10 protein-coding genes are annotated in these 22,913 nt (G+C 43.0%); 1 reads left to right on the top strand and 9 read right to left on the bottom strand.

All coding sequences use genetic code 11. From position 1 onward, the window contains the following. Positions 1-52 precede the first annotated feature (52 nt). The 9 genes from B3600_RS21710 to B3600_RS21670 all read right to left on the bottom strand — a co-directional run bounded on the left by B3600_RS21710 (position 53) and on the right by B3600_RS21670 (position 19,495). Positions 53-4,228, bottom strand: coding sequence for a hybrid sensor histidine kinase/response regulator transcription factor (locus B3600_RS21710; RefSeq protein ID WP_286754369.1), 4,176 nt, complete (start codon positions 4,226-4,228; stop codon positions 53-55). A 62-nt stretch (positions 4,229-4,290) separates the two neighbouring features. Further along, positions 4,291-4,542 (bottom strand): hypothetical protein, encoded by a 252-nt coding sequence (locus tag B3600_RS21705; RefSeq protein WP_286754368.1) that lies wholly within the window; start codon positions 4,540-4,542, stop codon positions 4,291-4,293. Between the two features lie 17 nt (positions 4,543-4,559). Continuing rightward, positions 4,560-6,989 (bottom strand): glycoside hydrolase family 88 protein, encoded by a 2,430-nt coding sequence (locus tag B3600_RS25535; RefSeq protein ID WP_312524487.1) that lies wholly within the window; start codon positions 6,987-6,989, stop codon positions 4,560-4,562. A 58-nt stretch (positions 6,990-7,047) separates the two neighbouring features. Beyond that, positions 7,048-8,235, bottom strand: a complete 1,188-nt coding sequence (locus tag B3600_RS21695) for an alginate lyase family protein (RefSeq protein WP_286754367.1) — start codon at positions 8,233-8,235, stop codon at positions 7,048-7,050. Positions 8,236-8,252: 17 nt separating this feature from the next. Next, positions 8,253-10,823, bottom strand: coding sequence for a glycoside hydrolase family 95 protein (locus tag B3600_RS21690; RefSeq protein ID WP_286754366.1), 2,571 nt, complete (start codon positions 10,821-10,823; stop codon positions 8,253-8,255). 6 nt (positions 10,824-10,829) lie between these two features. Then, entirely contained in the window at positions 10,830-13,301 is a 2,472-nt protein-coding gene (locus B3600_RS21685) for a glycoside hydrolase family 2 TIM barrel-domain containing protein (protein WP_286754365.1), read from the bottom strand. A gap of 37 nt (positions 13,302-13,338) precedes the next feature. Beyond that, a complete protein-coding gene (locus B3600_RS21680) occupies positions 13,339-14,784 on the bottom strand; it encodes an alpha-L-fucosidase (RefSeq protein WP_286754364.1) in 1,446 nt (481 codons plus the stop codon). A 24-nt stretch (positions 14,785-14,808) separates the two neighbouring features. Further along, positions 14,809-16,377 carry a RagB/SusD family nutrient uptake outer membrane protein gene (locus B3600_RS21675; RefSeq protein ID WP_286754363.1) on the bottom strand — a complete coding sequence of 523 codons (1,569 nt, stop codon included), beginning with the start codon at positions 16,375-16,377 and terminating at the stop codon, positions 14,809-14,811. A gap of 28 nt (positions 16,378-16,405) precedes the next feature. Next, on the bottom strand, positions 16,406-19,495 hold the full coding sequence (locus B3600_RS21670; protein WP_286754362.1) for a SusC/RagA family TonB-linked outer membrane protein: 3,090 nt from the start codon (positions 19,493-19,495) through the stop codon (positions 16,406-16,408). Positions 19,496-19,860: 365 nt separating this feature from the next. On the opposite strand from B3600_RS21670, the gene B3600_RS21665 reads away from it, so the two are divergent. Next, positions 19,861-22,698: a helix-turn-helix and ligand-binding sensor domain-containing protein gene (locus tag B3600_RS21665; protein ID WP_286754361.1), complete on the top strand. Its 2,838-nt coding sequence runs from the start codon at positions 19,861-19,863 to the stop codon at positions 22,696-22,698. The last annotated feature ends 215 nt before the right edge of the window (positions 22,699-22,913 follow it).

The raw sequence follows: 22,913 nt of genomic DNA, 5'->3' as shown, positions 1-22,913 counted from the left end.
CTTTCCGGGCTGCTGATGCTGACCGACTCAGGAAGACTCCGGCTTATTCGTATTAATTGCTGTTTTCCTTGACACCGAATTTTTCAACATAGGTACGTGGACTCTCCTTATAGAATTTCTTAAATGTTTTGCTAAAATATTTTGGATCACTGAACCCGACCTGATAAGCCACCTCACTGATACTCAAACCCGTATCATTCACCAAAATATAGGCTGCTTTCTTGAGACGGACCATATTAATAAATTCAACCAAATTCAGTCCCGTTTGTTGCTTAATCTTGCGGTACAAAACAGAGCGGCTCACACCGATGGCTTTGGTAAGATCCTGTACCCCAAAATCTTCGCAGCCCAGATTTTCTTCAACAATCTTCAATACCTGATCCAAGAAACGAGTTCTTTCGGGCAGATCTGTCCCCTCCGCTCCAAGAAGATAATGCTGTACAAATTTTTCTTCCAGACGTTTCCGCGTCTGTATGATATTAGAGATTTTCTGAATGAGGTGCGGCATACTGAAGGGTTTGGTAATGTAATCATCTGTACCGATTTCAAACGCCTCTGTGATATAAGGATCAGCTGTACGGGCTGTCAAAAGAATCACAGGAATATGATTTGAACTGCTATCATTTTTAATCTGCTGCAAAAGTGTGATTCCGTCGCAGTTGGGCATCGTTACATCTGAAATGATAATATCGGGCTGTCTTGTTTGTACCAATTCCAAGGCCTCAATTCCATCATTAGCTTCTAAAACAATATATTTTTTCCGTAAATTTTCACATAGAAAACAGCGCAGCTCCACATTGTCCTCGGCAACAAGTATGATGGGTTTATCTTCATCTGCTGTGGGACGATCAATTGCTGTTTTTGTAACATCCATCGCTGGCACACCGGCATCCGTTGGGTCCGAGCCCATCGTCCCTGCAGTATCCGCTAAGACCAGTAGCTCTTCGATGACGACAGCCCCCTGGGGCAGGTTGATCCGAAATACCGTATTGAAGTCTACCGTTTCCTGTGCCATATTGCTTTCAACAGTGAGTTTTCCACCGTGCAACTGTATAATGGAACGGCAAAGCGCCAAACCTATTCCACCATTGGTAGCCGACAAGCCTTTTGTATTGGCCTGATAAAATTGTTCAAATACAAAAGGGATATCTTTTGGTGGGATTCCACGCCCGGAATCCCAAACGGAAACAAGCAATTTCTCCAAATCGCCTTCTCCTTCTAGCTCAACCTGTATCTTTATTTTACCCCCATTGTCCGTAAATTTAAACGCATTATAAATCAAATTGACAAGGACTTTTTCAAATTGTTCCGGATCTAAAGCGGCAACATAATCAGGACTTACCTTATTATCCAGGAAAAACTGAATATTATTTTTCTCGGCAATAAAGTGAAAATTCTGGCGAATGTTTTCCAAATACGTAGCAAGATGAACCTTTTGGCAAAACAATTTCATCTTTCCACCTTCATGTTTTCTGAAATCAAGCAGCTGATTGACCAGGTTCATCAACCGATCGGCATTTCTCGTCGCATAACCAAGGTGCTCCTGTGCATACGCTGAAAGCGATCGATCGCCTTTTAATTGATTTAATGGTCCGATAATCAATGACAATGGCGTACGGAACTCATGGGAGATATTGGTAAAGAAATTCAGTTTTGCTTCATGGAGCTCCTCCTGTTTTTCCGAATCTATTTGCCGAATCAAAAGGTCCTGTTTCAATTTATTCCGACCGTGAAAAAATCGGATAACCAAAAAACTGGCCGCAGCAAAAAGAAGAAAATAGCCGCTATAGGCCCACCATGTCTTCCAGGGTGCTGGCAGCACTTTAATCTTCAAAACCGTTGCCTTTTCGTTCCATACCCCATCGTTGTTAGCCCCCTTTACCCAAAGCTCGTAGGTACCAGGGTCTAAATTGGTATACGTAGCCACGGGATTGCTCACATAATTCCAGTCTTGATCAAAGCCTTTTAGATAATACGCGTATTGATTTTTCTCCGGATGAACATAATTCAATACACTGAATTCCAGACTAAAAACATTCTGATTATGATCAAGTATCAATTCATCCATCATGGATATATCTTTGGGAATAACAGCATCAATACCTGGGAGAACTGTTTTATTGAATAATTTCAGCTCCGTAAACTGAATGGGGGGAATATAATTATTGACACTTAAACTATCCGGATTAAATAGGGTGAAGCCTGAGAAACTTCCAAAGGCAAGTTTTCCGTCCCGCAACATTGCTGCTGCGTTTTGAATATATTCGTTGCCAGGAAGACCATCGGTCTTCGTATAGGTGCGTACGTGACCAGATAGAGGATCGAAACAAGAAATTCCTGTATTTGTGCTCAACCACAATTTGTTTTTCAGATCACTCAGCATCGCAAAAACATTGTTGATCGGCAATCCATTTCGTTCATTGAACCTTTTGAACGCTTTCTTCTCCGGAAGATAGCGATTGAGCCCACCCATATAGGTACCGATCCAAATCTGTCCTTTTCGATCTTCATGGATACTCACAATATCATTTCCGCTAATTGAAAGAGAATCTTTCTTGTCATTTAGAAAGGAAACAAATTTATCGGTACCGGCTAGTTTTAGATTTAACCCATTGGAAGTACCGATCCATAGATTACCTTTTGAATCCTCTAGCAAAGCGCGCACCATATTGGAGCTCAATTGCTTTCCTGCAACATCAAATGTCTGGAAAGATCCCACTTTCTGGTTTTTACGAAGCACCTGTAGTCCGCCACCGAACGTGCCAATCCAAATATCGCCATTGCGATCCTCTAAGATTGCATAGACATTATTGTTTGCCAGGCCATTACTTACATTGGGATCGAAACGAAAATGTTCATAGCCTTGTTGCCCCTTTCGTCTTAAATTCAATCCACCGTCATAGGTACCTACCCATAAGTTCCCTCCCTTATCTAGACAGATGGACTTCACATTGTTATGACTTAGGCCATTCAGGTTATTTTTATCGTGACGTTCACTAAAAAACGAATTCGTACGCCGATTAAAATAATTCAATCCTCCACCCTCAGTTCCGATTACAAGTTCTCCCATTCCATTTTCAACAAAAGCGCTCACCACATTGTAACTTAAGCTATTGCGTTTAGCTTGATGGGTAAAATTCTGAAAATTGGGAATATCCTTGTCATAGATATTGACCCCTCCAAAATAGGTTCCGATCCAAATAGATCCCCTCTTATCTTGAAATATAGGACGAATGGAATTATTGCTTAAGCTATTGGGATTTCCATCGTCTGCCTGAATAAAAAGCAGTTTTCCATTTTGATAAACATATAGGCCATTGAATGTTCCGATCCAAATCTTTCCATCAACTGTTTTTTTTAAGGACCGTACATCTTGACTGGCCAAACCTGTATGATTGCCCGCTTCAGTTAACGAGGATATTTCTCCTGTATGCTCATTGATAATCCGAATCCCATTATATTTCGTGCCTACCCAGAATATACCTGGACTAACCTCCAATACGGCCTGAAACCGTTGATTAACTTTATTATCTACTGATTTCTCTTTGAAGTAAGTCCGTAGAACCTTTAAACTATTTCCATCTTTCGATGCGGCCTGCATGAGTACAATGGCATCATCAGTACAAAACCACAATCGCTTTCTGCGATCCTCATACACGGTTCGAAAATTACGATAGTATTCTTTTCCCTGGCTTCTTTCAACGGTAATCTCATTGAAGACCAATTCCGCTTCGAGATGCCGGCCCTCTTTAATCTTATACAAGCCTATATTTGTCGCAATCCAAATCTTGCCCTTGGAATCCTGAAAAATCTGATGAACGTTGACATCCATTTTTCCACTGCTACTCTCCACAGTAGGTAAGGGTATACGGATGAAATTGTCTGACGCACGATTGTATAAATTCAGTCCTGTCATTGTCCCTATCCAAAGCCGCCTTTTGTTATCTTCCGTAATCGCTTGAATAAAGTTGTGCTCTAAGGAAAGGCTATCTTGTGGATTGCTGCGGTAAATCGTAAACTTTCTGGCGTCGTACTTATTTAAGCCATCACGGGTACCGATCCACATAAAACCCAAATAATCTTGAGCAATAGCGAAAACGCTGCCCTGAGACAAACCTTCATTGACATCCAAGTGTAAAAAACGATAGTTTTTTTCCTGCGCATGCAAAACAGAAATTAACGCTAAAGCACAGCAAAAACAGCGCACAAAAACACGTAGTGGCATCATAAGGTATATAATTGAAATGGATGATAAAAATAATCATTCCATTGAATAAACACGAACAAGAATCACTTTAATCGATCTTTTAATTGTTGCTCATAAAGCGAGCCGATCGACATTATCCGGTTTTGATTTTCCCAATAACCAGCGTTTCTATTTTTCAATCTTCCAGCTACTTTCTCTCCCTTTACGCCTATGGCAAAATTTTGCCCAGAAGTCCAGGGCTGTTGTACTGCAGCACTTTTGACCGTACAATTCCATAAGACTTGTGTCACCCCAGCCCAACCGTGTCCACTCCCCCAATTACCCCGATCCTGCACATTAATTTCACCATCCGTTACGATTTGATCGTATAAGGTTCCAACAGCCCATCGATGATGTGGACCAATATCCGCATGTGTTCGTTCCGCGCTAGAAAGGCTAAAACGTTCGGACCGAGGGTCCTGGCCCCTGTTACGTAATCATGACGACCTTCCGTCGTATAAAGTTCTTTAAATAAATTAAGCTGACCGTCATTATTGAACGAATACCTCCGCCCGCCTGTAATTTGAGATTTTCCATCCAGACACCGCGACTTCATTACTGTAATCTGTTTGGCAAAAGCACCAAGACTCACCGCCGCATAGCCAAAATAACGCGCTGTGATATTGCGCACCCAACCATTCGTTATTTTATCCATATCAATTGCAATCCAGCCGTGATTTTCGTCCGTATCACTTACAAAATCAGACTCGAACCGTATATTTTCGATCCCAACTTCACTTATACGCCCGTCGAAGGTGTAGGGAATGACGGCCACTTTTGCGTACCTCGGATCAATCGCCATCACCAGGGGATTATCAAAAAATACAGAGTCACCTCGAATGGCTAAAATAGTACGTTCAAAATTTAGCTTGTATTCCCGCGCTGTCCACTGTTTCGTCCCTTCTCTTTTTTCAATCTGGTTCATTCGAAGCGCTTCAATCCAGGCATCGTTCATTTCATACGAGAGGAGGACCTGCTCGCCCACTCTCCATTCCTTCGGACGATCGACCAGAACATAGTTAGCCCCTACAGGTCCATAGCCAGGCTTAACAAACTGTTGTCTAGCCTGATCCACTGTATAATTACCCGTACCGGAAACTTTCAATAAGCTCCGTTGGTGCTGGCCTGCTGCTTTAAGCAGGGTTTGTCCTTCGGCATCCCCCTCACCTCTCAACACCACACCGCTGGCATGAATTTCCAAACTCCCAGGTATAGTGTACAGGCCTTTTTTTAACAAAACAGCACCTCTATAACCGTTTTTATCAGGTGGTTTTGCTGCTACGGCATCGATAGCCTGCTGTATAATTTGCTGATCATCGCCATTTATGCTGGGTTTTACCGTAACCACGACAGGAACATTGGGCAGCTTTTGATCACCTTGATGATAGCCCACATGGCTAAAGTCGGGGATGACGTTTCCCTGTGCATCCGGAAAATAGATCAATTGTCCCGCTGGATTTTTCCGGACCAGATCCGATTGCACTTTTCCGGACTGCAGCTCTTCTTGTCGATGCAGTGCTTCCAAGAAATAATAATCGGCATAACTCAAAGGTTTATCCACTTCGGTATTGGAAGGTTTCGATCCCGTACTGTGTAATAATATAAAACCGCGATTTTTATTTGGTGGCGACATGTAATGGTCTATCAGGTTAGCCAATATGGTCTGTGCTTTTGCACGATAATCTTTTCCTTGGTTGCTATACGTGCTTAATTCCAACAGCCCCGATGCGATGACTGTCGCTGCCGACACATCCCGTGGTTCATTTGGTATATGAGGTGCATCGAAATCCCAATAAGGGATCAAGTCTTTCGGCATATTAGGATGTGTAAACAGCCAATGTGCAACTTTTTCGGCTTGCTGCAAATATTTCGGATCGCCGGTTTCTCTGTAACACATCGTATAGCCATACAGTGCCCAGGCTTCACCCCGCGACCAGGTCGATTCGTCACTTAAGCCCTGATGGGTGTTTTTATGCTGCACTGCTCCTGTTTTCGGGTTGTAGTCTATCACATGATAGGTACTGTAATCCGGTCTAAAATGATTTTTTAGCGTTGTGTTGGCGTGGCTCACCGCGATCTGATAATAAGTAGAGTCTCCAGTGAGTTTGGTTGCTTCAAACAGCAATTCTAGATTGAGCATGTTATCAATGATAACCGGAAAGTCCCAGCGGTGGCTATTGTGGTCCCACGAACGTATACAGCCGACTGTTGGATTGAAACGGGTTGCCAGCGTTTTGGCTGCCTGTACAAGCACCTCCCGGTACTGTGGATTTGCGGTTAAGCGATAACCATTTCCAACGCTACAATAGATCTTAAAGCCCATATCATGGGTCTTACCATTAAATTGCTCCGCCTCGATCGACCTTGTTGTTTCCGAAGCGAGATCCTTCCATTGTTGTTTTCCCGACTTTTCGTAGAGAAACCATAGGACGCCAGGAAAAAAACCACTGGTCCAGTCCCCCCTTTTCACAGCAACCAGTTCGTTATCTGTGGAAAGCGTACGTGGCGAAACCAAGGATGAATCCCTTTTTTTCAAGAGCTGCAATTCTTTATAAAGTAGTTGAGCTTGTTGATCTGCAAGGCCCCACGCTTTTTGCAGCTGCCTGGTACTCTGTGCCTCAACGTGTTGAAAAGCGCACAGAATTCCCGTCAAAAATAGTGCTTTGGCAATGGATGGCCTTTTTAAATTTCGAAAGCGCAAAAAGAGGGTATATCTTCGCAAAGACGTCGCATTAACATTCATGTTATCTGTAGGTTTTTAAGGTGAAATGGTTAAGTTATTTTATAAAGAGCCAGGAAAATCAAAGCCAAATAATCGGGTTGCGAATGGGTAAATTTCGAACAACCTCTTCTTGTTCAGGTGCATGATCAAGCTTTTTCCAAAGCTGCAGATAGTCTTTATTCTGGTAAGCTTCTGCCGAAAATACGAGTGCCGGATGCGCAATTGGCCACTGATCCCAATACATGACATCTTTCGGATACGGCCATTTTTCTTTATCTGCAATATAAGGGACCATAAAATCAACACCCGTTTTTATTGTCCGCCCATCTGACAATGTATACTGCCAAAGGGAGGTGTTGGTCTTGGACAAAATCTGGCAGATCATGGTCATCGCATCCAGATTAAACAACGCGTATCCATAAGGTTTTGTCCGCTGCAATTCTCTCGGAAAACTGCCATTAGACTCCATTTGATTCGGCAATAACACGTGCGCATAGCGATCTGCACATCTGTTGAGTAATACCGTGTCTTGCACCAAACTCGAAAATGCAGCGACCTGCATCACCCAACAGGTACCATGGTTATTGGCAGCATTCATTTCATCGATTCCATATTGATGCGTTGTAAGCCAGCGTAGATAGATTGCAAACCAGCGATGTATGGCATCCTTAGCAGCCTGTGGAAAATTGGGGTCGTTTTCAAATATCTTTACGCCCTGTGCAACTTCCATCAGATGAATGGTATCAATAATGCCTATTCCTCGCCCTGTAAAACGCCCTTGTATAGCCTGAGCATAAAGAAGATTCGGATTCATCATCGTTTCTGCATCCACGAACCAAGCCTTTAAATGGCGAAGGGCCTGCTGTACGTATTTTTTATCCGGATTCAAACGATAGGCTGAGGCCAGTGCCCCCACGATTCGGCTGAAGCGGATCATCGCTTTACGATGTTCAACGAAATTGGCTGGATTAGTCATCCCATCCCGTTGAATATAGGGCGCAGCGGGATCTTTGGGATCGGGCCACCAATAATCGCCTTCAGAATAAAAATCATGAATACCCCCGGTACTCCGAACTGCCTTATAAGCTGTCACAGTCAATGGTTTCTGCTTCATCGCCCACTTGGACTGCTTTAGGATAACAGGGCGCAGCGTCTGGATGATCTCCTGCTCAAAAATACCTTCCTTCATTTTTGCCCTCAAGAATAAAGGGAAAATTGCGATCCCAAGGAGACAGCCCATGACGCGAACAATTGATGTAAATTTCATTTTTCCTGGATTTTGAATTACATTGGAACAATACGGTACCGTTTACCTTTTATGGTCTCAAATTGAACTTCAAACGTTTTTGGACCAGCTAAAAGGGGCAGTTTGGAAGAATCCGCTACCGTATACGGAAGTTGTTCCGGTTTATATAATAGCGCATTGTCTGTGACAGCTGCCTGATTTGATTCGACACCGACAACTTTAACGGGTAAAGGTGTACGCAAACGACAAACACCACCAATATTGGACACGATCATTGCTTCGGTCAATACGTTATTTTTCCAGGCAATATCTACGGTAAAGTTTCCCCTGGCCTTAATTCCTTTTATCGTCCCAGCAGACCATTCATCAGGTAGGGCCGGTAACAAGTGGACGGCTCCATCATGACTCTGCAGCAACATTTCAGTCATTCCCGCCGTAGCACCAAAATTCCCATCTATTTGAAAAGGTGGATGTGCATCAAATAGATTCGGATAGGCTCCGCCACCGCTCATCTGCGCACGGTCCAATTTGGGATCAATAAAATTTAAGGCATCCTTGAGGATTTTATAGGCATGATTTCCATCCTGAAGCCTCGCCCACCAATTTGTCTTCCAGGCCATCGACCAGCCGGTACTCACATCGCCCCTTAAAAGCAATGAACGCTTGGAGGCCGCAGCCAAAGCCTTGTTTTCTGCAAGGCTGATCTGATTGCCCGGGTATAATCCAAATAGGTGGGAAATATGCCGATGCTGGTCCTTTGGATCATCCCAATCTTTAAACCATTCCTGCAATTGTCCATATTGCCCCACCTGATAGGGATAAAGCTTTTCCTTCGCTTGTTCTAGTGCTGATTTAAATTCAGGATCAACGTTCAGTATAGCACAGGAGTGAATAACAGCTGTGAAAAGCTCCCGAATGATCGCCATGTCCATGGTAGAGGCCATGGTCAATTGATATTCCTTACCTGCTATTTTAATTGTATTTTCAGGTGAAGTGGACGGATTGGTGACGAGATATTTATTTCCGAGATCCGCAATCAGCCATTGCAACATAAATTGGGCTGCCCCTTTCATCAAGGGGTAGGCCTTCTCCTTCAAGAACGTTTTGTCACCCGTAAAACGGTAGTGTTCCCATAGATGTGTGCTCAACCAGGCTCCTGCCATAGGCCATGCCGACCAGCGCGGCATTCCTTTGGGATCCCAATCGTATCCGCCCGGAGGGGAAGTTTTGGCCCATAGATCGGAATTATGATGAACAACCCAGCCCTTATCGATATTGTAATTTATCGATGCTGTTTTGGCCCCATTGATAGCCAGCTCATCCATAAAATCAAACAAGGGTTGATGACATTCTGCAAGATTGGTATTTTCCGCGAGCCAATAATTCATTTCTGTATTGATATTGGTCGTGTAATTACTTCCCCAGGGCGGCTGCACATGATCATTCCAGATCCCCTGTAAATTAGCTGGTCTCCCTCCTTGTCTGGAACTGGCAATCAACAAGTACCGTCCAAAATGATAATACAGTGTCAGCAGCCCCAAATCGGCCGGTCCTTTGGAAAACTGTATGATACGTTGATCTGTAGGCAATTTATCATGCGCAGAGGTACCAGCCAGCTCAAAGGCTACTCGATTGAATAGTGCTTGATAATCTTTTTGATGATCGGAGAGTATGGTCTGAAAATTCTTTTTGGAGACAGTATGCATGCGGTTTTTTGCGAGCAGCGTGGCATCTTTACCTTCCTGACTCGGCGACTTATCAAAACCGTTAAAGCTTGTCGCTTCCGTCAAAAATAAAATCACCTCATCGGCGCCTATGATCTTAAGCTTATCCCCCTCTTTTTTTACCACACCACCGATATTCTTTACGCTTACCTGCATCGCAAAAGCCATCCCTTTTCCGCCAATACTGTCGTACACGACTTGTTGGGGTTCATAATCCCTATTGGCGACAAAACTTGGTGCTTTACCCTGCAAGGTCAGCTGATTATTCCCTTGCGCTGAAACACTGTATTTTAGCTTACTGGTTAAGGAAAGGTCGAATGTAATTGATTTTTTCTTGTCGGCCTTCAGTCGAACAACCAATGCTTTATCCGGAAAGCTGACAAAACTTTCTCTTAGGTATTGAACACCTTGATAGGAATAACTGACCTGATTGATCGCTCGCTCCAGATCCAGCTCCCGTTTGTAATCTTTTATCTTTTTTTCGTCCTGGTGAAAATCCAACCATAAATCGCCCATAGGTAAATACCGGGCAGAATAAGGTCCTTGCATTTTCTTCCAAAGAACTGCTGCCTCTTCATATTTTCCAGCAAAGATGGCTTGGCGCACCTGGGGTAAAACCTGCGGGCCGTTTGCATTATTGCCCGCATCGGGTTCACCCGACCATAGGGTATTATCATTAATTTGAAACCTATCTTTACTTAGCCCACCAAAGACCATCGCTCCTGTAGTGCCATTGCCTAGCGGTAGTGCCTCCTCCCAGAGCGCGGCCGGTTGATCATACCAAAGCTTGAGCTGCGGCGAATTGCCTTGTGCACGGCATGGCGCAAGCGACCCCATAAGGCCGAGCAGTAAAAAGAAGTTCAAATGATTCGTTGCTTTTAACATCTTGTGTTATTTTTCTATCGTTAACAAGGTACTTTTTGATCCTTCCATCCGGCCTGATACCACAGCGCTTCCCGAAGGCAGTCGAAGCTTAATCAATGCACGACCATTGTAGGCCTGCACTTTTTTCGACCCCGTAGAAGTGCCTTGGTCGACGATCAACTGACCATCGCCGGTCGAACCAAAATAGATCCAATCCTTTGCATCGAGACAGGGGGTATTGGTATTATCCACAATTTGAGCTTGCACAGTGATCATATCGCCTTCCGTGGCAATTTTTTCCACAAGAAGTTTTGCCGGTTTACCCCACTTTTTTGTCTGATACTGCTGTTCAATTTCATCCACGAGAATTTCCCGGCCGTTTTTCGCGACAGCTTTAATCTGATTGCTTCCTTCGTTCAGTTTCACCATCCAGCGCAAACCTGCCGCTGGAAAATCTTGGCTATTTCTTTTCTTTAGTCCTTGACTTTTGCCATTGACAAAAAGCTCAACCTCCTTGGCATTGGAATACACCTTGATCATTTTCGACTCGTCTTTTTCACCCCAACGGACCGGCCAGCTATGGCCATAAATATGCAACATTGGCTTCTCGGTCCAATACGACTGGAATACGTAGTACGATTCTTTTTTGGTAAAATCCCGTTCAACAACACCCTTCTGATTGACATAAGGCACAGGATTGTCTGGCCGGACCGGAGTTGAAAAATCTTTAAATGGCCAGTAGGCTGTTCCCGTGAGCCAAGGCATGGTTTCCTGTTCCTTTAAGTGCCAATCGATGAGATTACAGATGTAGCTTTCACTCCAATCGCCATCTTTAGAAACGCGTGCTGCTCCACCAATGAGCGACGCATCGCCTGCCCGTTCATCTGTTGTACCATCACCTTTGATTTTAGCTAGAGCACGGTCAGGGTCCTCTGCATGTCGTCTTGCATGACTATCCCCGCCCCACTCCACATGAAGGAAATGCTTTACCTTTTTCATTTCTTCCTCGGAGGCTGCTTTATAGTCGGTATAAACGCCTCTATACCAACCCGCCCAAATGGACGGAGAATAAACATCAACAATATCTTTACAGAAATCACAACGTCGTATCGCTGTTTTCCGGCTTGGGTCCAATTGATGAGCTAAGCCATTGAGTTCACTCATATAAGCTCTTATCTTCGCCTGATCAAACTCCGTAAAATCACCGGGCCAATCATTTTCGTTGCCGAGGCCCCAAATAATGACCGATGGATGATTATAATGCTGTTCAATCATATTGGTTAACATCCGTTTTCCCTGAAGCTGATAGACCTCTCCACCCAATCCACCTCTGCACCATGGAATCTCTTCCCAAACCAAAATACCCAGACTATCGCAGGCCTCAAGCACTTTACGACTCTGCTGATAATGTCCCAAGCGTATAAAGTTTACACCCATCTCTTTCATCAGGGTCATCTCCTGTAAGATCTGATCGTCAGTCATTGCTGCAGCAACTCCGGCATGGTCTTCATGACGATGGGTACCGCGAAGCAAAAGTCTTTTCCCGTTCAGCAGAAAAGGACCTTTTTCTTTAAACGCTACATGTCTAAAGCCAAAGACACTCTCTTCCTTAAATACTTGTCCATTGCTTTTAACCGTGGTAACCAAACGGTACAAGGCCGGTTGATCAGGGCTCCAAAGCTGTGGCTTCTTGACCATGAACTTCCCAAATTCAAGATTTAATGCGCCCTTATTAACCTGTGGTTGCTGGGTTTGCACGATTTTTCCAGCGGGGTCGTAGAGCTGCATTTCGACTTCAAAATTAGTCTGAGCCGAAAATGGCATCAGTCGTCCACGGACGTTGGCTACCCCCTGCCTGCCATCAGCCCCTACTGACGCCTCAACAAATACACGTTCCAAGGCTGTCTGCGGAACATATTTCAGGTTTAGATGTCTGTAAATACCGCCATAGACGTTAAAATCAGACAGATTGGAGGGGATCATTTCTAAATCACGCGAATTATCCACACGAATTGAAAGCGGTATTTTACCCTTTAACTGTTTTTTAAAAGCAGCTGTTTTTTTAAACTTTTCAACCGCATCCGTAATGTCCACAGTCCATTCGTCGTATCCACCAACGTGCTCCCCAACTTTAACGGTATGGATATAAACAGCTGTCTTTTGTCCGGCTCCTTCAAAATGAAGGAGGGTGTGACCATTTAAATAGGGGTTGTCAATCTCCAGCGATTTTCTATACCAACTGGGTCCCTGATAATAATTGATAGCTGGATCAACAGCGTCCAGCGCATTATAACAATGCGGTAGATCTACCTGCTGCCACAATGGAACAGATTCGGGATTACCGGCTCCCACCGGTCTTACAGCTTCCCAGATTCCACCCAGATCGCTCTTTAAGAAATCCCAGCCATGATCAATCCGCTTAACTTCCTGAGCATGGAGCTGAGCAACTCCAAAAGTCAACAACAACGCAACTATTTTATTCAATCTACTTTTCTTCATTATGCTATTCTAGTATCTGCTTTCCATCTTATCGGCCTTACTCGTCCAAAGCTCCAGTTTTCATGTTCTTTGCTCCGGGCCCATTTTCGCGCTTAAATTTGCCTGCTACTTCGATTTTAATCACTGTAGCAACAGAATCAATGGCCTGCTCAGGCACGGCAATCTGAATACCATTGGCATTCGATTTTACCTTTAACACTTGATTATTGGCTAAAAGGCTCGCTTTTACAACTTTATTTTCAATCGGAAGTTCAACTAGGCCATTTTTTGGCCAGTCAAATACCGAGATATACAAATAAGTCCGCTTTCCATCTTCCTTTAGGGTACACCGCCCCCATTCAAATGGCTGTAAAGGACTACTCTTGGTTGCGTAGATCGCTTCACTATTGACTTTCATCCATTTGCCAATTACAGCCAGACGTTCTATACTCTCCTGGGGGAAGGATCCGTCGGGTTTTGGGCCAACGTTCAACAGATAATTTCCACCTTTGGAAGCAATATCAACGAGATTGCGGATCAAGGTTTCGGCAGACTTCCATTTATGATCCGATGTGCGGTAGCCCCAAGTACCGTTCATGGTCATACAGGTTTCCCAATGTTTGCCTTCGAGTTCACTCCAATCTGGAATTTTTTGCTCCGGCGTTTTGGTATCGCCGGGGAAATTAGGCCGTTTCAATCGATCATTCGTGATAATATTGGGTTGTAATGCCAATTGGTCCTGAAGCATATTTGCAGCTTCGTCGGTCATATTGGTTGGCGTATCCCACCATAGTACAGCAATATCGCCATAGTTACTCAACAATTCTTTGACCTGAGGTAAGGATACGTTTTTGATATAGTCACTAAAACTCGCTGTTTCTTGTTTGGGGTCCCAATGGCCATGATGTGCTAGCGTGTAGTCATCGATACGGGTTGAATCTGGATTAGGCCAGCCTTCTCGCATTAACTTACGAGCAGCCGACCCACCAGGGTTATTCCAATCCTGCGCCTGTGAGTAATAAAAGCCAAGCTTCAGTCCATATTTTCGGCAGGCTTCGGCCAAAGGTTTCAAGACGTCTTTGCCATAGGGCGTAGCGTCCACCATATTCCACTTACTCGCTTTTGTTTCAAAGAGTGCAAAACCATCGTGGTGTTTGGCTGTGATAATCAAATATTTCATGCCCGCATCTTTCGCCATGCGTACCCATTCGTCTGGATTATAGGCGATGGGATTAAATTGTTTCGCCATGGCCTGATATTCATCAACTGGAATTTTTGATCGGTTCATAATCCATTCTGCTCCACCACGTGCCTGTTCGTGTCCCTTATAAACACCGCCGAACTGTGCATATACTCCCCAATGGATAAACATACCAAACCGGGCTTCCTCCCACCATTTCATGCGTACACTATCGGGCAAGCGGTTTACCTGCGCATTCAATGATCCCCTCCCTATCACCGTGATGAGGACAATTGACAAAAACATCTTATATATAGCTCTCATACCTAAATCTTTCTTTTTCTTAATTTAGAAACCCGGTGTTTGCTTAAAATTGTCATTACCTAAACTCTTGGCCATGTCTACCTCAGATTGCGGTACTGGCCATAAGGTATCTCTTGCCATAAATAACCGTGAAGCTCCATCCGGATCTTTGGTTTTATCCATCACCTCTTTGATCATCCCCCAACGTTTCAAGTCAAAATAACGTTGACCTTCCAAAGCCAATTCAATCCGCCGTTCATGACGGATAATATCGCGGAATTCATTTTTTGTCAGCGAACCGCTAAACTGTACGAGCGGCATTTTCACATCAGCCCTGGATCTTACCTTATTTAATGCATCCACAGCTGTTTGATCAGGCCCTGCACTTTCATTCTTCGCTTCTGCATACATCAATAAAATATCGGCATAGCGCAAGAATACCCAATCCTGATCGCTTTGTGTCGCGTAACTTGTTGGCCATTTCGATTCGTTGATATACTTTCTCGGTAAAAAACCACCCAACACGCCCTCGGCAACGGGATCAAAAGCGGAAGATGCTGTAGTTCCGCGCCATACACCGCGGTACATAATTGTTGACTTCAACCGTGGATCTCTATTTTCGTAAGGATTTTTAGCATCGTAAACTGTCGATTCTTTAATATCCTTTCCATCGATGGCATAATAAGAATCAACCAGATAACCCAGCGGTTGTATGGTCTTCAGATAAGAATACATCATATCTGCCGGACTATACATATTGGGTGGTAAAAATCGAGCGGAAAACATGATTTCGGGATTATTATTTTGTCCCGGCTTTCGGAACAGATCGCGGTATCCACCCTGATAGATCGAAAACTTGTTTTCATCCATAACAATCTTCGCTGTTGCAGCTGCCTCCGCCCATTTCTTCACCGTCAACAACACCTTTGTTTTGTACCCCAGTGCAGATCCCCGCACAGCATGTCCTTTATACCCTGTATTAGGCAGTTTTTCACTCGCATAATCTAAATCTGCCAAAATCGCTTCGATAATGTTGGTTTTAGGTGTTCTACCGAGCCGAATACTCGCATCGTCCATGCCCAGAGGTTCTAAAGTCAATGGCACATCACCGTACAGATTGGTCAACAAAAAGTAGTAATGGGCGCGGATAAAACGAGCCTCTGCTTTATATCGGTCACGGTCCTGCTGGCTCATGCTTGTAATACGCTCAATATTGGCAATCAATTTATTGCATGCTGCAATGGCCTGATACGAAATCTCATAGCCCTCAGATTGCATGCCACCCGTTGTCGAGGTGATTCCGGATCGCGAAATAATATTGAAGTTATTGGAGGTACTGGACACAAAAGCATCGTCTGAAAGCCCATCCCAAAACATACTTGCTCCACCCCAACCACCACGTGCATTGGATGAAGACGTCGAATTGTATCCTCGGCAAAGAAATTCATAACAGCCCGAGAGTGCCAAATCAGCATCAGTCTGCGTTTTCCAGAAGGTTGACTCCGAAATTTTATCCGTTGGATTTTTATTTAAAAAATCTTTTGTACAGCTACCCAATGCAGCTAAGGCTGCTAAGCTTAAATATAGATATGTTTTTTTTACGCTCTTTTTCATCTGTAATTTTTTTTTAGTTACCACTCGATTAGAATGTGATGCTCGCCCCAAATGCGAATACTTTATTCTGCGGATGAGTCACATAACGTCCTGATGTTGCACCACCGCTTGATGAAACACCACGTTCGGGATCTAAACCAGGGAACTTGGAGAATGTGAGCAGGTTATCCGCCGCAAAATAAATGCGAAGGCCAGAAATACCAGCTTTGGACAAGGTGCTCTGTGGAATAGCATAGCCTACCTGAATATTTTTAAGGCGCAAGAAGGATCCATCTTTTAAAAAGAAAGTCGATGCAGTCCGTACATTATTTGCCGCAGGGGTATTTTCAGCACCCACTATTGGAAGCGATGCATTCGGATTCTCTGGAGTCCAAGCGTTCATCCAGTCGCGAGTGAACGTTCCGCCTTGCCTAAAGGGCACGATTCCCCACTCACTCACAAATATTTTTTGTCCCTGGGAACCAAAGAAAAAGGCTGTAAAATCAAAGTTCTTCCAAACAGCCGTTGCATTAAAGGAGTAATCGAAATCTGGATACGCTCCGGGCACGACAATTCGATCATTATTGTCCACAACTTTATCTCCATTAACGTCAGCAAATTTCAGATAGCCCGGTTGTGCCGGAATCTGTTGCACTGGAGAAGCTGCCACCTCTTCCTTCGAACGGAATATGCCCGTGTTCTCCAAAAGGTAAAAACTACCATAAGGTAAACCTTCCCGGATAATGGTATTGCCCGAGATACGTTCGGCCCCATATTTCATCACCTTGTTGCGATTGGCCTGAATATTTCCATTGAGGGTCAAGGATACCGCTCCAATTTTATCACGGTATTGAAGGCCGAGCTCTATACCTCTGTTACGCAATTCACCATAATTTACGGTCGGTGCAGTCAATCCAATATAAGAAGGGAAAGCTGTAGATGCAGATAAAATATCGGATGTTACTTTGTTATACCAATCGAAAGAAGCGGTCAATTTGTTGTTCCATAAACCGATATCTACACCGAAATCCAAGACTTTGGTACTTTCCCATTTGATCCGGTCATTGGCCATGGCTACCTGACGAGCTCCCTGTTGGAGCGTTTCATCAAAAGGATAAGCAAAAGAGGAATTGTAAACAATCTGATATGGGTAGTTACCAATATTTTGATTACCCAATGTTCCAATGGAGGCTCTTAACTTTAGTTCATTAACAACTTCTTTCAATTTCGGACCAAAAAAGTTCTCATCCGAGACTTTCCAACCACCAGATAATGAAGGGAAAAACGCCCATTTTCTATTTTCAGGGAAACGTGAAGAGGCGTCATAACGTGCATTCCCTTCGAGTAGATACTTGCCTTTGTAGTCATAGTTTAACCGACCATAATAAGACCTCAATGACCACTCATTGGTGACACCATTATTTGATTGTTGTCCAGCTCCGCCACCATCGAGCTCAAGCAGGTCATTGTTGGGAAATTGCAACCTACTTCCGAACAATTTTTGTGTTTTATTATATTCTGCCTGGGTTCCTGCCAGTACTTTCATGTTATGATTTCCAAAAGACTTATCGTAAGTCAATTGCGTATACCCGACTGGATATACATTGTTGTCGTCCGTTACTTCTAAGCCCTGACCACCTACATCAAGTTGTCTGGCGGGTAGGTCATCCGGTTTGGCGAACCACATGTATTGATTAATCACAGGTTTGTTGGTATAGTTTTTTGTAAAACCATACGTCAACCCGCCGCTCGTCTTCCAATCCAGTCCATCCAATATTTTCACATTTAAAAAAATATTGCCTTGCATAAAATAATTGTTCAGCCTTGTAAATGCATTTTCGGCAACTGCAACAGGGTTTTTATTTGGGGATTGAAAAGGATATGCCCTAGACGTATAACGACCACTACCATCTGGTAATACAGGTCCATAAAGTGGTGATTGACTAATGGTAGACAAAAACTGATCTTCACTACCGTTTCTAGGATATTTCCGATCCCCATAATTCAAGGTGATACTTGAACCAAAACTTATCCGATCATTTATTTTAGAGCCTAGGTTAAGCTGTAGATTATACTTTTTAAAAGAAGTCCCGATCATAATATCAGGCTGATTGACGTAGCCCAATATAACGTTGTAATTTGTTCCTCCGGCACCACCGCTTAAGCTTAAATTGTGCGTTTGCACCGGGACAGTTCTAAAGACAGCATCTAACCAGTTAAAATCGGGATATAATCTTTTATCTGTTGCATTTTTGTAGGCATCAATCATCTCCTGGCTAAAGGAAGCATTTGGATTTGTGACACCCGAGTTTTTATTTGCCTGATTATACAAGGTCATGTAATCAACGGAATTATATACGAGGTCTGGAAGAGCTGAGGCCTTGGTAATTCCGACATTATAATCGTAGCTCAGTTGTGTTTTTCCAGCTTTACCCTGTTTTGTCGTCACAAGAATGACTCCATTTGCTGCTCTTGCCCCATAGATAGCAGCTGAAGCGGCATCTTTCAATACGGTGATATTCTCGATTGCTTGGGGATTCAAATTTTCCAAACTACCGGGGATACCATCTACGATAACCAGTGGAGCAGAAGAGGCGCCGTAGGAACCCAATCCCCGTACCTGGAGATTCACATTTTCATTCCCCGCTTCTCCCGATCCTTGGGTAACACGAAGTCCGGGCATGCGACCTTGAAGTAACTGCGTTGGATTTGTAGCGATACGTTTGTTAAGCACCTTTCCATCGACAGCAGCAACAGCACCGGTTAGATTACTTTTCTTCTGGGTACCATAGCCTACAACAACCACTTCGTCAATCAGGCTACTGGACTCCTGGAGTACAAGATTAATGTGATCTTTCTTATCGACCTGGACTTCGGCCTTCTCTTTGCCTACCAATGAAAATATCAGGACATCAATGTCTCGTGCAAGAATCTGATAATTGCCGGCCCCATCGGTTACAGTGCCGTTTTTCACCCCCTTTATCTGTACTGTGACCCCCGCAAGAGGCTCGCCTGTTGAGGAGCTTACTTTTCCGGATATCTTTATTTGCGACTGCGCAAGCACCGCGGGTGCAGACATGCTCATCAACGAAAATAAAAGTAACCCCTTCCCTACCGTTTTGGTTATCGGTGTTATCATAGTTGTTTTGGTTTATTTGGTTATTTAACGAAGTAAATGAACTCAAATATCAAAAATCGTTTACAGCAAAAGGAGTATTTTTTGTTCAAATTAGTGGAATAAATGGCTTCATTCCTGATTTTCAACACAATTAAATGGTTTTTTAAAAAAAAGAAAAATAAACCCCTTGGCAGCTGCTAATTTTTCTTCCAACAATCGATCGGTTGATCTTCAAAATAAGCTAGCGATCTGCCAGAGCATCCTACAACGCTAGAGATTATCAATTTTGCAATAAAATCGATATATTGCCCACAAATCAATTTAAAGTGAGGGAGTCGATGACAACAAAAAAATATAGGAACGTCTATATCTTTTGGTTTTGCAGCATGTTATTTTTTTTACTGCCCGAGGGTTACTGTCAAACAATCATACCCACAGGTACGCCTTTTGTCAAACAATACAAAAAAGACCAATACAAGGCTGGAAATCAAAACTGGTCTTTGGCAGTCGACAAAGATGGTCGTATTTATAGTGCCAATACCGAAGGTCTATTGCAGTTCGACGGACAATATTGGCGCATCTTTCCGCTTCCTAATCATTCCACGGTAAGAAGTGTCGCAATCGGTAAAGATGGCAAGATTTACACCGGTGGAAGAGGTGAATTTGGCTATTGGACTTCCAAACCCTTTGGAAACTTGACTTATCAAAGTCTCTCTAAGCTGGTACAGGACAAAACCTACTTTCCAAACGAAGAAATCTGGAAAATCATTGTAGAAGACCAACGGGTATTTTTTCATACATTTTCGAAATCCTATATCTGGGAAAACAATCGTATACGACAATTAACGGCTAAAGGTGAGCCTTTTTTATTTCCACATCAGCTCAACAATAAATTATTTTTTGAACAGCTGCCAAGTGGCCTGCATGAATTTAAACAGGATAAATTAATTCCTGTAAAAGGAAAAGATGTCTTGAAAGACAAAAATGTACTTGCCATCTTACCTTACGACGCAACGACTTCGCTTATTGCGACCTCGCGAAACGGCCTCTACCTGATGAAAGCCGATGGAACAATCCTACCCTGGGCTGCTCCGGCAAATCAGCTCTTAAGCCAGTCACAAATAAACAATGGCTTATACCTCTACGATGGACAATATGCTTTTGGCACCATCCAAAACGGTGTTATTATCATCAATAAAAATGGGCAGGTCATTCAACATATCAATAAAAACAATGGTCTCCAAAACAATACTGTACTCAGCATTGTCAAGGACAATCAGAAGAATATCTGGGTGGGACTTGATAATGGCATTGACCGCATTGAAATCAATTCCCCATTATCATTTTACACTGATTTTGTCGGAAAAATAGGTACCGTTTATACATCGATCATCTATCAGGGAAAAATCTATCTTGGAACTAATAAGGGCTTATTTTCAAGTGAATGGAAGGGATTGACCAATTACAATTCATTAAATTTCTCTCAGATTCCAAATTCAAATGGTCAGGTTTGGACATTAGCACAATTTGGTGATGAGTTGATCTGTGGACATAATGACGGAACCTTCAAATTAGATAACGGGAAGCTTGAAAAGATCTCTCAGATTACCGGAGGATGGGTTTTCAAACCTATTTTTGGAACAAAAAATATTCTTCAGGGGAACTATACAGGCTTATCGAAATTCACGTTCGATGGTATACACCTAGCGTTCGTTCAGCAGTTCACAGGCGTTAAAGAACCGGTTCGATTCTTGGCGCAAAAAGATAACCATGCCTTTTGGATTGGCGATTGGGGACAGATACAACTACTCGGACTTGATGCGAATTTCCAGCAGGCAAAGATTTTATTTTCCTCCAAACAGGATAGTATCGCTTCAAAGAGGCAATTTACGGGGATTTATACCTTAGAAAATAATCTTGTATTTGCTACAGACAGCGGATTTCTCCAATTCGACAATATTGTGAAAAAATTCAGCTATGCCAATGAATTAAACACAGCGTTAGGCAGCTATAAAAATTCAAATAAGGTCATACCGATCAATACAAACAGCTACTGGTTTATTCAGAAGACTAAAATTGCTAAAGTAGATTTTGACAGTAAGGGCAAATTGCATATTGACTCCAATCTGCTCAGTCCCTTACAGGATCGAATGATGAATAACTATGAAAACATTCTCCCGATTGAAAACCAATACTATCTCATTGGTTTAGATGATGGATTTGCGATCTACCGTCATGCCGATAAATCACAAAAATACAGGTTGCCACTTCCGCAAATAGCGCAACTTGTCAACTTGACAACAGGCCAGGCTATTATCCCAGATTCAGCGTTTAAACTATCATCATCGGACAATAATCTTAGAATTAGCTTTTCAAGTCCATATTATTCGACTTCGCCACTTCAATACCAATATTATCTCGAAGGTTACTCAGACAATTGGTCCGAATGGAGTGAAACTGCCTATCAAGATTTCACAAATCTACCTTATGGAGAGTTTCAAATTAAAATCAGGGCGAAGGACAATATGGGGTCAGTTTCGGAAGTCCAGACATTTTCATTTACCATTCGGCATCCATGGTTTCTTTCTTGGTGGGCGAAGTTATTTTATACACTCGTCCTGATAACGCTCATCTATTTAGCTTACAGGTTTAATCTTCAACGGGAGCGCAAGCGTCAGTTTCAAATACGGCGAAAATGGCTAGAAGAGAAAAAGATTGCCTTGGAACGCGAAACAGAGCAAAAAGAAAAGGACTGGATTAAACTTAAAAACCAGCAATTAGAAGATCAGCTTCAATTAAAAAATAAAGAACTTGCCAATGCGGCACTCAATATCGTTTACAAAAATGAGATGTTGAACAATTTACACGCCGAGCTCAAACAGCTTAAAGATGCTGATGGCAACAAGCTGAGTTCGGATGAATTGAAAAAGATAAACAAGCTTATCGATGATGCCCATAACGACGATCGTGACTGGCATATTTTTGAAAGAAGCTTTAACGAATCACATGAGAATTTTTTCAAGAAATTGAAACAAGAGTTTCCTGATCTCGTCCCCAATGATCTGAAACTATGTGCCTATTTAAGGCTCAATATGTCGAGTAAGGAAATTGCCTCATTACTCAACATTAGTACACGCGGTGTCGAGATTAGACGCTATCGACTACGCAAAAAGTTAGGCATTCCAACAGACAAAAACCTTTCTGAATTCCTGATGGAACGTTAAATTTTCATCACAGACACTACATCATTACCACACACGAGCTTTAGTGTATAAAACACACTAAAGCTCGTGTTATTTCAGTAAAAACAACAACACAAAATACTGATTATCAAAAATATAAAATACAACAAAAGGTAGCCTGAGCAAGCCGAAATTTCATGTAGTAGTGATGTGAATATGTTAAATTTTGGCAAAGTTGTACTACATCAACATATTTG

Source organism: Sphingobacterium sp. UBA2480 (genome assembly GCF_002341965.1).
GTDB classification, from domain to species: Bacteria; Bacteroidota; Bacteroidia; order Sphingobacteriales; family Sphingobacteriaceae; genus Sphingobacterium; species Sphingobacterium multivorum.
This window is presented reverse-complemented; position numbering and strand designations above follow the sequence as displayed.

Coding starts and splice junctions, on each gene's coding strand:
- B3600_RS21710 (WP_286754369.1), bottom strand. CDS start 4,228: ATGATGCCACTACGTGTTTTTGTGCGCTGTTTTTGCTGTGCTTTAGCG.
- B3600_RS25535 (WP_312524487.1), bottom strand. CDS start 6,989: ATGAATGTTAATGCGACGTCTTTGCGAAGATATACCCTCTTTTTGCGC.
- B3600_RS21695 (WP_286754367.1), bottom strand. CDS start 8,235: ATGAAATTTACATCAATTGTTCGCGTCATGGGCTGTCTCCTTGGGATC.
- B3600_RS21690 (WP_286754366.1), bottom strand. CDS start 10,823: ATGTTAAAAGCAACGAATCATTTGAACTTCTTTTTACTGCTCGGCCTT.
- B3600_RS21685 (WP_286754365.1), bottom strand. CDS start 13,301: ATGAAGAAAAGTAGATTGAATAAAATAGTTGCGTTGTTGTTGACTTTT.
- B3600_RS21680 (WP_286754364.1), bottom strand. CDS start 14,784: ATGAGAGCTATATATAAGATGTTTTTGTCAATTGTCCTCATCACGGTG.
- B3600_RS21675 (WP_286754363.1), bottom strand. CDS start 16,377: ATGAAAAAGAGCGTAAAAAAAACATATCTATATTTAAGCTTAGCAGCC.
- B3600_RS21670 (WP_286754362.1), bottom strand. CDS start 19,495: ATGATAACACCGATAACCAAAACGGTAGGGAAGGGGTTACTTTTATTT.
- B3600_RS21665 (WP_286754361.1), top strand. CDS start 19,861: ATGTTATTTTTTTTACTGCCCGAGGGTTACTGTCAAACAATCATACCC.